General features: G+C 56.0%; 10 protein-coding genes and 4 tRNA genes. 2 read left to right on the top strand and 12 right to left on the bottom strand.

All coding sequences use genetic code 11. The features are described 5' to 3' along the window. Positions 1 to 95: 95 nt before the first annotated feature. The 12 genes from rpoB to BLW10_RS02565 form a co-directional block, all read right to left on the bottom strand. Positions 96 to 4,313 carry a DNA-directed RNA polymerase subunit beta gene (gene rpoB / locus BLW10_RS02620; RefSeq protein WP_091332154.1) on the bottom strand — a complete coding sequence of 1,406 codons (4,218 nt, stop codon included), beginning with the start codon at positions 4,311 to 4,313 and terminating at the stop codon, positions 96 to 98. Positions 4,314 to 4,546: 233 nt separating this feature from the next. Further along, on the bottom strand, positions 4,547 to 4,921 hold the full coding sequence (gene rplL, locus BLW10_RS02615; protein WP_091332153.1) for a 50S ribosomal protein L7/L12: 375 nt from the start codon (positions 4,919 to 4,921) through the stop codon (positions 4,547 to 4,549). A 58-nt stretch (positions 4,922 to 4,979) separates the two neighbouring features. Beyond that, a complete protein-coding gene (gene rplJ, locus BLW10_RS02610; RefSeq protein WP_091332229.1) occupies positions 4,980 to 5,507 on the bottom strand; it encodes a 50S ribosomal protein L10 in 528 nt (175 codons plus the stop codon). A gap of 250 nt (positions 5,508 to 5,757) precedes the next feature. Beyond that, positions 5,758 to 6,453: a 50S ribosomal protein L1 gene (rplA, locus tag BLW10_RS02605; protein WP_091332151.1), complete on the bottom strand. Its 696-nt coding sequence runs from the start codon at positions 6,451 to 6,453 to the stop codon at positions 5,758 to 5,760. 1 nt (position 6,454) lies between these two features. Then, on the bottom strand, positions 6,455 to 6,889 hold the full coding sequence (rplK, locus tag BLW10_RS02600; RefSeq protein ID WP_091332149.1) for a 50S ribosomal protein L11: 435 nt from the start codon (positions 6,887 to 6,889) through the stop codon (positions 6,455 to 6,457). A gap of 156 nt (positions 6,890 to 7,045) precedes the next feature. Further along, positions 7,046 to 7,579 (bottom strand): transcription termination/antitermination protein NusG, encoded by a 534-nt coding sequence (nusG, locus tag BLW10_RS02595; RefSeq protein WP_091332146.1) that lies wholly within the window; start codon positions 7,577 to 7,579, stop codon positions 7,046 to 7,048. 2 nt (positions 7,580 to 7,581) lie between these two features. Beyond that, entirely contained in the window at positions 7,582 to 7,959 is a 378-nt protein-coding gene (gene secE / locus BLW10_RS02590) for a preprotein translocase subunit SecE (protein WP_091332144.1), read from the bottom strand. A gap of 209 nt (positions 7,960 to 8,168) precedes the next feature. Beyond that, positions 8,169 to 8,244 (bottom strand) — tRNA-Trp (locus BLW10_RS02585). Between the two features lie 63 nt (positions 8,245 to 8,307). Next, positions 8,308 to 9,498, bottom strand: coding sequence for an elongation factor Tu (gene tuf / locus BLW10_RS02580; protein ID WP_091332142.1), 1,191 nt, complete (start codon positions 9,496 to 9,498; stop codon positions 8,308 to 8,310). Positions 9,499 to 9,574: 76 nt separating this feature from the next. After that, positions 9,575 to 9,650 (bottom strand) — tRNA-Thr (locus BLW10_RS02575). 29 nt (positions 9,651 to 9,679) lie between these two features. Continuing rightward, positions 9,680 to 9,753: transfer RNA gene (locus BLW10_RS02570), tRNA-Gly, on the bottom strand. A gap of 57 nt (positions 9,754 to 9,810) precedes the next feature. Continuing rightward, positions 9,811 to 9,895, bottom strand: a tRNA-Tyr gene (locus tag BLW10_RS02565). Between the two features lie 201 nt (positions 9,896 to 10,096). Between BLW10_RS02565 and BLW10_RS02560 the strand changes: the two genes are divergently transcribed. Both BLW10_RS02560 and BLW10_RS02555 read left to right on the top strand, forming a co-directional pair. Next, complete coding sequence (locus tag BLW10_RS02560; protein ID WP_091332140.1) at positions 10,097 to 11,437, top strand: UDP-glucose dehydrogenase family protein; 1,341 nt, start codon at positions 10,097 to 10,099, stop codon at positions 11,435 to 11,437. 179 nt (positions 11,438 to 11,616) lie between these two features. Further along, positions 11,617 to 12,972 carry an OmpP1/FadL family transporter gene (locus BLW10_RS02555; protein WP_091332139.1) on the top strand — a complete coding sequence of 452 codons (1,356 nt, stop codon included), beginning with the start codon at positions 11,617 to 11,619 and terminating at the stop codon, positions 12,970 to 12,972. Positions 12,973 to 13,003: the final 31 nt, after the last annotated feature.

Raw genomic sequence — 13,003 nt, 5'->3', positions numbered from 1 at the left:
GCTTGATGCAAGCCGACCGCTGAATGCTGCTGAAAGCTGGAGGCTGGAAGCTGGTGGCTGACTGCTGACCGCTGGAAGCTAACCGCTCTGCGCTCTCAATCCTGCTGTAGCTCGACATTGATGGCGAGCGAGCGGATTTCCTTGACCAGCACGTTGAAGGACTCGGGCATCCCGGCCTCCATGCGGTGATCGCCATCGACGATGTTTTTGTACATCTTGGTGCGTCCGTTCACGTCGTCGGATTTGACCGTCAGCATCTCTTGCAGGGTGTAGGCCGCGCCATAGGCTTCTAGCGCCCAGACTTCCATCTCGCCGAAACGCTGACCGCCGAACTGGGCCTTGCCGCCCAGCGGTTGCTGAGTGACTAAGCTGTAGGGGCCAGTGGAGCGGGCGTGCATCTTGTCGTCAACCAAATGGTTGAGCTTAATCATGTACATATAACCTACGGTGACCGGACGCTCGAACTGCTCACCAGAACGCCCGTCGAACAGGATCGTTTGCCCAATCGGGACGCCTTGTGCGGAGTTGTCGCGGTCGGCTAGGCGCAGCAGTGCTTTGATTTCCTCTTCGGTCGCACCGTCAAATACCGGTGTCGCCAGCGGCACGCCGCGCACCAGATTGCGTGCGAGTTCGAGAATGTCGTCATCGCTGAAGCTCGATTCCGTCAAATCTTCGCGCTTGCCGCTGGTGTTATAGACCTGCTCTAAGAACGCCCGTAACTCGCCAATCGCTGTCTGGCGTTGCAGCATCCGCCCGATTTTTTCGCCCAAACCCTGTGCCGCCCAACCGAGATGGGTTTCGAGTACCTGACCGACGTTCATGCGCGAGGGCACTCCGAGCGGATTGAGCACGATGTCAACCGGCACGCCGTCCGCCGAAAACGGCATGTCTTCAACCGGCACTACTTTCGAGATCACGCCCTTGTTACCGTGACGCCCGGCCATCTTGTCACCAGGCTGGATGCGACGTTTGACGGCCACATAGACCTTGACCATCTTGAGCACGCCGGGCGCGAGATCGTCACCGCTGGCCACCTTGCGCTTTTTAACTTCGTAACGCTCGCGGAACTCATCGCGCTGCTGTTTGACCTGCGCGGCGACCGTTTCGAGCTGGGTGGCGACTTCTTCATCACGCATCCGAATCTCGAACCACGCATCTTGCGAGCCTTTGGTTTTGATCGAATCGAGATACTCCAACGTGATTTTCGAACCGGGCCGGAATCCGCCCGGGCCACCGTCGGCGACCTTGCCAAGCAACAGCTTCTCGACGCGCTGAAAGGTATCGTTTTCCATGATGCGCAACTGGTCGGCAAAGTCCTTGCGCACCCGCTCCAATTCCAATTCTTCGATCTGGATGGCGCGTTGATCCTTATCCACGCCGTCGCGGGTGAACACCTGCACATCGACCACCGTGCCGTTCATGCCGGTGGGCAGGCGCAGCGAGGTATCCTTCACATCCGAGGCTTTTTCGCCAAAAATCGCCCGCAATAGCTTTTCTTCTGGCGTCAATTGCGTCTCGCCTTTGGGCGTAACCTTACCGACCAAAATATCGCCATCGCGCACTTCCGCGCCGACATACACAATGCCCGATTCATCGAGCTTGGCCAGCGCCGATTCACCGACATTCGGAATATCGCCGGTAATTTCTTCCGGCCCAAGTTTGGTATCACGCGCCAAACAAGACAGCTCTTCAATATGAATGGTGGTGAAGCGATCTTCTTGCACCACCCGCTCCGAGATCAGAATTGAATCCTCGAAGTTATAGCCATTCCAAGGCATAAACGCGACGCGCAGATTCTGCCCCAGCGCCAATTCACCCATATCAGTTGACGGGCCATCGGCGAGAATATCTTGGCACTTCACCGTATCCCCCAGCTTGACTAATGGCCGCTGATTGATACAGGTATTTTGATTCGACCGCGTGTATTTGGTCAGATTATAGATATCCACACCCGGAATATCTGGCGTCAATGCCGCCTCATCATCATTTACGCGCACCACAATCCGCGCCGCATCAACGGATTCAATCATTCCGCCGCGTCGCGCCACCACGCACACGCCCGAATCCCGCGCCACCACGCGCTCCATGCCGGTACCAACCAGTGGCTTTTCCGCCCGCAAGGTCGGCACTGCTTGGCGCTGCATGTTCGATCCCATCAATGCGCGGTTGGCGTCGTCGTGCTCCAAGAACGGAATCAGCGACGCAGCGACCGATACAATCTGACGCGGCGAGACATCCATGTATTGCACATCTTCCGGTGCCCGCATCGTAAATTCATTGGCATGACGGCAGGACACCAACGCATCCATCAAATTGCCATCGGCATCGAGCGTTGCATTTGCCTGCGCGATGACATAATTCCCTTCTTCAATCGCCGATAAATAATGAATCTCGGCGTTGGTCACCTGCCCGTCTTTCAATTCCATTTGCACTCGGCCATTTGCGACTTTCACGTAAGGCGTTTCTAAAAAGCCATACGAATTGGTCTGCGCATAAACGGCCAGCGAATTAATCAGACCGATATTTGGGCCTTCCGGTGTTTCAATCGGACACACCCGACCATAATGCGTCGGATGCACGTCGCGCACCTCAAAGCCCGCCCGCTCGCGTGCTAAACCGCCCGGACCAAGTGCCGACACGCGCCGCTTGTGCGTCACTTCGGACAGCGGGTTATTCTGATCCATGAATTGCGACAACTGCGACGAGCCGAAAAATTCTTTAATCGCCGCCGACACCGGCTTGGCGTTAATCAATTCTTGCGGCATCAGCCCTTCGGATTCAGCCAACGATAACCGCTCTTTGACCGCCCGTTCAACGCGCACTAAACCGACGCGGAATTGATTTTCGGCCATTTCACCGACACAGCGAATGCGCCGATTACCCAAATGGTCAATATCATCAACCGTGCCGCGACTGTTGCGCAGTTCAACTAAAACTTTAAGCGAATCGATAATATCGGAATGCGCTTCGCCGTATGCTTCAAACAGCTTTTTGGAAAATTCATCATTGCGCGTGCTGAAATAGCGCCCATCATAGAGCACGCCCGGCCCAATTTCTTCCACCCGCCCGAGCCGCCGATTAAACTTCATCCGCCCAACAGCGGAGAGATCATAGCGATCCGGCGTAAAAAAGAGATTGTGAAACAGATTTTGCGCCGCATCTTTCGTTGGCGGTTCGCCGGGGCGCATCATGCGATAAATTTCAATCTGCGCATCCAGATCATTGGTCGTCTGGTCAATCCGCAGGGTTTCGGAAATGTACGCACCCTGATCCAATTCATTGACGAACAGGGTTTCAACCTGTTCGACGCGCTTGTGCATCAGGGTTTCGAGCAATTCGGGGGTGATCGCCTCATTGGCTTCGGCCAGCACTTCGCCGGTTTCCGGATCGACCTGAGTGTGCGCAAGAATCCGCCCGAAGAGAAAATCAAACGGCACATCTAGCCGTTCAATGCCGGCTTTTTGTAATTCGCGGATATGTTTGGCCGTCACGCGCTTGCTGGCTTCAACCAGCACTTGCTCGCCAATGCAAATATCAAAAGGCACGGTTTCGCCGCGTAACCGCTCTGGCACTAAATCGAGCGTGATGCTCTGCTCCTGAAACCGGAAGGTATCGGTTTTGAAGAAGTGCGACAAAATATCCTCAACCCCATAGCCCAACGCCCGTAATAGCACGGTCGCGGGCAGCTTGCGCCGCCGGTCAATGCGCACAAAAACATTATCTTTGGGGTCAAATTCAAAATCGAGCCAAGAACCGCGATAGGGAATCACTCGCGCCGAGAACAGTAATTTCCCCGATGAATGGGTTTTGCCTTTATCGTGATCGAAAAACACGCCAGGTGATCGGTGCAACTGCGAAACAATGACGCGCTCAGTCCCATTGATAATAAAGGTACCGGTTCCGGTCATGAGCGGCAATTCGCCCATATAGACTTCTTGCTCGCGCACGTCTTTGACGACTTTTGCACCAGCCGGCGCGTCCTTATCGTAAATAACCAGCCGTAATAACACGCGCAGCGGCGCGGCAAAGGTTGCGCCACGTAAATGACATTCGCGCTCATCAAACACCGGCTCACCCAGCCGATATTTGACATACTCTAAAACCGCATTGCCGGAATAGCTCTCGATGGGGAACACGGACTTGAAGGCCGCATGCAAACCCAGATCGCGGCGGTCTTTGACCGGCACATCGGCTTGCAGGAACTCGCGATAGGAGTCAATCTGAGTTTTCAGCAGGAATGGAACGTCCAAAATTTTGGGACGCTTGCCGAAGTCTTTGCGGATGCGCTTCTTTTCGGTGAACGAATAGGCCATGATGCCTTCCCTCGAGATGCTTGCGTGAGTCCATGACGGAACACGGACACGAATGCGGATTGCGGGTGGCTGAAAACCGAAATCACGAGATAACTTGATACAACGCCGCCACAACAGCCGTTGCATCCATCGAATTCATCTCGCTGAACTCGCCCAATCCAACGGGAAAAGGCCGGCGGCTTATCGCCGCCAGCCTTAATACCGGGTCGAACGAATCGCGACGCAACGCGTCGTTACTTGATTTCGACCGCTGCGCCAGCCTCTTCGAGTTCCTTCTTCGCAGCTTCAGCTTCAGCTTTCGACACGCCTTCCTTCAGGACGGTCGGCACGCCTTCAACGGCGTCTTTGGCTTCTTTCAGGCCCAGACCGGTCAGCGAGCGCACAGCCTTGATGACACCAACCTTGTTGGCACCAAACGAGGTCAGCACGACGTTAAATTCGGTCTGCTCTTCGACCGGCGCGGCTTCAGCGGCAACCGGGCCAGCGGCGACAACAGCAGCCGCAGCGGTCACGCCGAACTTTTCTTCCATCGCGCTGATGAGGTCAACGACTTCCAGCACAGTCATGTTGCCAATCGCTTCGAGAATGTCGTCTTTCGAAACGGCCATGGGTTTCTCCTAGAAAATACGGTTAATCGGGTAGCTGATGGATGGAAAACGCGCCCGATTAGGCGGCTTCCTTGGCATCGCGAATCGCGGCGACGGTGCGGACGAGTTTGCCCGGCACCTCGTTGAGCGTTGCGGCGAGCTTCTGCACCGGAGCCTTCATGGTCGCCATGAGCAGGCTGATCGCCTGATCGTAGGTCGGCATCTTGGCCAGATTGCCAATCTCCGACGGGGCGAGCAGCTTGCCGCCCAGGGCGATCATCCGCACCTGGAACTTGTCATGCTCTTTGGCGAACGGCTCCAGCACGCGCGCGACCGAACCCGGATCGTCCTGCGAAAACGCGAGAATCATCGGGCCAGTCAGCCCCTCGCGCATACAGACAAAATCGGTTTCTTCCAGCGCACGCTTGGCCAGGGTATTTTTGACGACGCGCACATAGACACCGGCTTTGCGTGCTTCCACACGCAGCTTGGTCAATTGCTCGACGGTCAGACCCCGGTACTCGGCCGCGATGGCCGAATAGGCGCTCTTTGCAACTTCCGCGACTTCGGCGACGATTGCTTCTTTTTGCGCAAAATTCAGCGCCACTGTCGTCACCTCTACTGACATTGGAACTCGGTCGAAACCGAGCGGCGAGCGGTACATCACATCCCGTGATCTACCGTGTCACCAGGGTTCGTGCGCCGTCATCAGCTAACGATCTGACTCGGGAGCACCGTCTGCGCGGGCGTGGTGGGCATTAAGTCCAGTCGCTGCCATCCCTCACGGCGCTCGGACACCCGCGGTCTTTAACGGTCTCCAGCGATGCCCGAGACCTCAAAGAAAATACACGTACCTATCAAAAACTGAGCGCCGAATGATCGACCGTTAGGCCCGGCCCCATGGTGCTGGAGACGGTGACCTTTTTCATATAAATGCCTTTGGCTGCCGTTGGCTTGGCCTTCATCAGACTGCCAAGCAGCATTTCGAGATTCTCGCGCAGTTTTTCTGGCTCAAAATCGATCTTGCCAAGCGGGCAATGAATAATGCCGGCTTTATCCGTGCGATAGCGCACCTGACCAGCTTTCGCATTGCGCACTGCTTCGGCGACATCGGGCGACACCGTGCCGACTTTTGGATTGGGCATCAGACCACGCGGGCCGAGGATCTTGCCGAGCTGACCGACAATGCGCATCGCATCCGGTGAGGCAATCACCACGTCATAGTCAAGCTGACCGGCTTTCATCTCTTCGGCCAGATCTTCAAACCCGACCTTATCGGCTCCGGCGTCACGCGCTGCATCAGCCGCTGCACCCTGAGCAAAGACAGCCACCCGCACCGTTTTGCCGATACCATGCGGCAGTACAGTCGAACCGCGCACGACCTGATCGGATTTACGCGGATCGACGCCCAGATTCACCGCCACATCGACGCTCTCGGCGAACTTCACCTGCGAGAGTTCTTTCAGCAGCACGAAGGCTTCATCTGCCGGATACAGCTTGCCGGTTTCGACTCGCTCACGGATCGCCCGTACACGTTTACTTAGACGCGCCATCTCAGTTCACCCCTTCGACGTTCAGACCCATCGACCGCGCACTGCCGGCGATGGTGCGCACAGCGGCATCCATATCGGCGGCGGTCAAATCAGGCATCTTGACGCTGGCAATCTGTTCGAGCTGCTCGCGGGTGACGGTGCCGACTTTATTGGTATTCGGCTTGGCGCTACCGCTGCTAATCCCGACTGCTTTTTTCAGCAGAATGGAAGCCGGCGGCGTCTTAGTAATGAAGGTGAAGCTCCGATCCGAATACACGGTGATCACCACCGGAATCGGCAAGCCCTGCTCTAGTTCCTGCGTGCGAGCGTTGAACGCCTTGCAGAACTCCATGATGTTGACGCCATGCTGACCAAGCGCCGGGCCGACCGGCGGGCTAGGCGTTGCAATCCCCGCCTTGACCTGAAGCTTGATGTAGGCATTGATCTTCTTTGCCACGCTGATTCTCCAATGGGTACAAGCGCCAGACGATCGCTCTGGCTCCCCGAGTGTCGATCCCCGTTAGGGGCTGGGAGACTGCATCAGAATCGATGCAGCCGGAATGATTGAAATGCGTATGAATGGGTGCGACAGTGCAGGCGCGATTTTGCTGGCTCAGACTTTCTCGACTTGGGCAAATTCCAGCTCAACTGGCGTGGAACGTCCAAAGATCAGCACCGAAACCTTGACGCGACTCTTGTCGTAGTCCACATCCTCGACCACGCCATTGAAGTCGGTAAAGGGGCCATCGATGACGCGCACCACCTCGCCTGGCTCGTAGAGCACTTTTGGACGCGGTTTTTCGCCGCCTTCCTGCATCCGTTGCAGAATGACCTCAGCTTGAGAATCGGGAATCGGGGCCGGACGGTCATTGGTTCCGCCGATAAAACCCATGACCTTCGGCACATTTTTGACCAGATGCCAGGTCTCGTCGGTCAGCTCCATCTGCACCAACACATAGCCCGGAAAGAACTTGCGCTCGCTTTTGCGCTGCTGACCGCCGCGCATTTCGACCACTTCTTCGGTTGGCACCAAAATCTGACCGAACAAGTCTTCGAGTCCAGCGCGTTTAACGCGATCCTCTAACGAACGCTTCACCTGCCCCTCAAACCCTGAGTAGGCATGAATCACATACCAGCGCTTGGACATGCTCAGCCCCCTTGGCCGGTCAGGAATCGCAAAATCGACATCAGGATCATATCGAACAGCCACAGCACAATGCCGAGCAGCAACACCATGACCACAACAACCAGCGTCGTTTGTAAGGTTTCTTGGCGCGTCGGCCACACCACCTTGCGCACTTCCATGCGGGAATCGGCAATAAATTGCCACAGCGCACGACCGCGTTCAGTCTGGAAAGCCAATGCGACCGCACCACCACTGATGAGTAGCAGCACAATCACTCGCAGCAGCGTTGAGATATCAGCGAACACATAGAAGGCGAGAATGCCGCCGATCAAGAGGAAAACAGCGCCGCCCAGCTTGAGAACATCCAAATTGGCACTGCGGGTCTCTGCGCGTGAACTCATGAATTCGCCTATTTTCAAACCGCACCGAGCGCGACAGGGTGAGCGTGTTGCGTGTTCTAACCTAAACACCGCCCATCACAAACAATGGACTTAGTGCGACGCGGATTCAGACACATCAAACGCGCCTAACTAGAAGCCACATTGACTCACGCGAAGCGAGGAGGATTCACCAAAAACCGCTCCAACTGGAGCGGTATTGGTGACGTGAATGGCAGGCCAGGAGGGAATCGAACCCCCAACCTGCGGTTTTGGAGACCGCCGCTCTGCCAATTGAGCTACTGGCCTAAACTCGAAGCGATTTTAGCAGACGCGAAATCTGGGGTGATTTCGCGTTGCAAGGATCGCAGATTACTCGATGATCTTAGAAACCACGCCAGCGCCGACCGTGCGACCGCCCTCACGGACGGCAAAGCGCAGCCCGTCTTCCATGGCAATCGGGGCGATCAGCTTGATCGTCATTTTGATGTTGTCGCCCGGCATCACCATCTCGACGCCTTCGGGCAGTTCACAGGCTCCGGTCACGTCGGTGGTGCGGAAGTAGAACTGCGGGCGATAGCCGTTGAAGAAGGGCGTGTGACGGCCACCTTCTTCTTTGCTCAGGACGTACACTTCGGCCTCGAAGTGGGTGTGCGGGGTGATCGAGCCAGGCTTGGCCAGCACTTGACCGCGCTCGACATCTTCACGCTTGGTGCCACGCAGCAGGGCACCGATGTTGTCGCCAGCTTGACCCTGATCGAGCAGCTTGCGGAACATCTCCACACCGGTGCAGGTGGTCTTGACGGTATCTTTGATGCCGACGATGGCGACTTCTTCGCCGACCTTGACGATGCCGCGCTCGACACGACCAGTGACGACAGTACCACGACCGGAGATCGAGAATACGTCTTCAATCGGCATCAGGAAGGCGCCGTCAATCGCCCGTTCTGGCTCAGGGATGTAGCTGTCGAGGGCTTCCATCAGTTTGTCGATGGATTGGCCGCCGATTTCGCTGTCTACGCCTTCCAGTGCCAGCTTGGCCGAGCCGGTGATGATCGGGGTGTCGTCACCCGGGAAGTCGTAGCTGGAGAGCAGCTCGCGCACTTCCATTTCGACCAGTTCCAGCAGTTCGGCATCATCGACCATGTCGGCCTTGTTCAGGTAGACGACGATGTAGGGTACACCGACCTGACGCGACAGCAGAATGTGCTCGCGGGTCTGCGGCATCGGGCCATCAGCCGCCGAGACGACGAGAATCGCACCGTCCATCTGTGCCGCGCCAGTGATCATGTTTTTGACATAGTCAGCATGGCCCGGGCAGTCAACATGCGCGTAGTGACGCTTGTCGCTCTCGTACTCCACGTGCGCGGTGGCAATGGTGATGCCGCGCTCACGCTCTTCCGGTGCGTTGTCAATCTGATCATACGCCCGCGCTTCGCCACCGAACTTCTTGGCCTGATGCGTGGTGATCGCCGCCGTCAGCGTGGTCTTGCCGTGATCGACGTGGCCGATTGTGCCAACGTTGACGTGTGGCTTGCTGCGTTGAAATTTTTCTTTGGACATGAACGGCTCCCCGCATGTGACAAATCGATTAAACGCGCCTCACGGCACGCAAGACCCTTGTGTAAATTCCAAACTCTGGAGCCCATGACCGGAATCGAACCGGTGACCTCACCCTTACCAAGGGTGTGCTCTACCATCTGAGCTACATGGGCAGAAACTTAAACGACCTTCATGCAAGTTCTGGAGCGGGTGATGGGAATCGAACCCACACCATCAGCTTGGAAGGCTGAGGTTCTACCATTGAACTACACCCGCGAAAGCGTCGAGCCGCGCCGGACATCCGCGAGAACGTCAATCGCAACGAACAGTGTTTGGTGGAGGGGGGAGGATTCGAACCTCCGAAGGCTGAGCCGTCAGATTTACAGTCTGATCCCTTTGACCGCTCGGGAACCCCTCCAAATGAGCGGCGCATTGTAGGTGGGAATATTGGGGGCGTCAACAGGTTTTTTTGTGGCTTTTAGCTTTCAGCGGCCAGCTTCCAGTCGCCAGCTATTTCGGTGGCGGCGCGGTGACTGCCGTTGTCATGTAGCCATGCGCTTCAAGCTGCTACCATGCGCCATTTCAACGGTATTTTGAACCCTTTTCGAGAATAACCGCGATGGATGTAACGATCTTTGGTACGGGCTATGTGGGGCTGGTAACCGGCGTCTGTCTCGCTGAGGTGGGCAATAATGTGCTCTGTATCGACATCGATCCGCACAAGATCGAGCTGCTTAATAGCGGCGGGGTGCCGATCTATGAGCCGGGACTCGATGAGCTGATTCAGTCGAATCGCGCCGCCGGGCGGCTGCGCTTTTCGACCGATGCGCAGGCCGGTGTCGCGCATGGGTTGTTTCAGTTTATCGCCGTCGGAACGCCGCCCGATGAGGATGGATCAGCCGATCTGCAATATGTGCTCGCGGTGGCGCAGACGATTGCTGAACACATGACGGATTATCGCATTTTGGTGGATAAATCTACGGTGCCCGTTGGGACGGCGGATCGGGTCGCGGACAGGGTGCGCGAGGTATTGGCGCAGCGCGGGCAGGCGATTGAGTTCGATGTCGTCTCCAATCCAGAATTTCTCAAAGAAGGGGCGGCGATTGAGGATTTTATGCGCCCGGATCGCATCATCGTTGGTACGGATAATCCGCGCACCGGCGAGCTGTTGCGGGCATTGTATGCGCCCTTTAATCGCAGTCATAACCGCTTGATGTTGATGGATGTGCGGTCGGCGGAACTAACGAAATACGCGGCCAATGCAATGTTGGCGACCAAAATCAGTTTTATGAATGAGCTGTCGAATATCGCGGAAGCCGTCGGCGCGGATATCGAAAAAGTGCGCGTCGGGATCGGCTCTGATCCACGCATCGGCTATCAGTTTATCTATCCGGGCTGTGGTTATGGCGGTTCGTGTTTTCCAAAAGATGTGCGGGCGCTCGAACACACCGCACGCGGGCTGGGCTATACGGCGGCATTGCTGCAAGCGGTCGAGGCGGTCAACTTTCGGCAAAAAGACGTGCTGTTTGCGAAGATTCGCGACTATTTCGGCGGCGATCTCAGCGGCAAGACGTTCGCACTCTGGGGGCTGGCGTTCAAGCCGAATACCGATGATATGCGCGAGGCCTCCAGTCGAGTGTTGATGGAAGCACTGTGGCAAGCTGGAGCGCAGGTGCGGGCCTATGATCCGGTAGCGATGGCCGAAACGCGCCGTTTGTATGGCGAACGCGCTGATCTGACGTTTGCTGCCGATGCGCTCGCTGCAACCGAGGGCGCAGATGCGCTGGTGGTGGTCACGGAGTGGTCGCAGTTCCGTAGCCCGAACTTTGATGCGATCCGCTCGCGTCTGCGCACGCCGGTGATCTTTGATGGCCGCAATATTCTCGACGGGCCACTGGCCTGCACCGCCGGTCTAACCTATATCTCCATTGGGCGAGCGCCGTTGCTGCCGCAAGTTTGACGCATCCCGACCGCGCTTCGGGTACCACACGGTGCCCGAGCGCCAATCGCGTTGCCGATTGATATTTATCAATCGAGATGCGTGTTCATGTCCACCTTGTGCTAAATTTCGTCCCCCGTCAACGCATTCGAGCGCCGCGACGGGTGACGACAACAACAGCCATCAAAGGGGGATTCATCATGTTGTTTAAACGCTCAACGCTGGCCAGCGGTCTGCTGTTGACGCTGGCGCTGCCGTGTAGTGTGCAAGCCACAAATGGCTATATGTCGCACGGCTTCGGCACCAAAAGCAAAGGCATGGCCGGTGCTGGATCGGCGCTACCGCAAGATGCCATGATTTCCGCCACGAATGTCGCCGGCGTGGTGTGGCTGAGTGAACAACGCCTCGATATTGGTGCATCGCTGTTTACGCCGAGCCGTGATTACACGCAGCATTCAATGGTATCGGGTATTCCGGGTCGCCCGCCGATTCCAATTGGCAGTGAATTAACTGGTACTGGCGCCGTTGAGAGTGACCGCGATCTCTTTTTAATTCCGCATTTTGCTTATAGCCATCCGCTCGATGAAATCAGCGCCCTGGGTGTGGCGCTATATGGCAATGGTGGCATGAATACCACCTATCGCGCTTCAGATACCATGATGGGACAGGGTACCTATGGCGGTGCGCAACTGTCGCCCTCAGATGCCTCGACCGGCGTCGATTTAATTCAAGTGGCGCTGAATTTGAATTATTCGCGCAAGCTGAGTGAAGAGTTTTCCGTCGGCGCGGGCTTGATTTTAGCCTATCAATCTTTTAAAGCAAAAGGCCTAGCATCGCTTGGCAATCTCGCTGCTGATGGCAATCCTGATAATCTATCGCGGAACGGACGCGAAAATGTCTTGGGTTGGGGCGTACAACTCGGCGCACTCTGGCAGGTGAATGATCGGCTATCACTGGCAGCGGCTTATCAAACGCAGGTTGATTTTGAGCGTTTCGAGCAATATGACGATCTCTTTGCCGAGAATGGTGATTTAGATGCGCCGGCGCTGGTGAATCTTGGCTTGGCATTTAAAGCCACATCAGATTTAACGCTCAATTTTGATATTCAGCATATTTGGTACAGCGATGTCAATGCGCTGGGCAATGATATGACGCGCAATATCCAGTTATGTATGCAGGGGCAAACTGCGCATTGTTTGGGCGGCAGTCAAGGCGTTGGTTTTGGCTGGCGTGATATGACGATTTATAAAATCGGTGCGCAATGGGCGATGCGTCCTGATCTCACCTTACGCGCTGGTTATAGCTATGGCAAACAGCCGGTGCCAGAAGATGGCGTGTTGTTCAATGTTATTGCACCAGCCGTGATTGAGCAGCATTTTACGCTGGGCTTAACGAAAGAACTTGATGAGCGCATGGAAATCAGCTTTGCAGCCATGTATGCACCGGAAGGAGATTTAGATTGCGGGTGTTCGCTGCCATTTTCGGGCGGCCCAAAGTCGATCAATATTGCAATGGAACAATGGGAGCTGGAATTGAGTGTTGGATGGCGTTTTTAACGCACCGAATTGATAGGCAGCGACAGGATAA

Origin of the sequence: Allochromatium warmingii (assembly GCF_900107145.1) — a bacterium.
GTDB lineage: Bacteria > Pseudomonadota > Gammaproteobacteria > Chromatiales > Chromatiaceae > Thermochromatium > Thermochromatium warmingii.
This window is presented reverse-complemented; position numbering and strand designations above follow the sequence as displayed.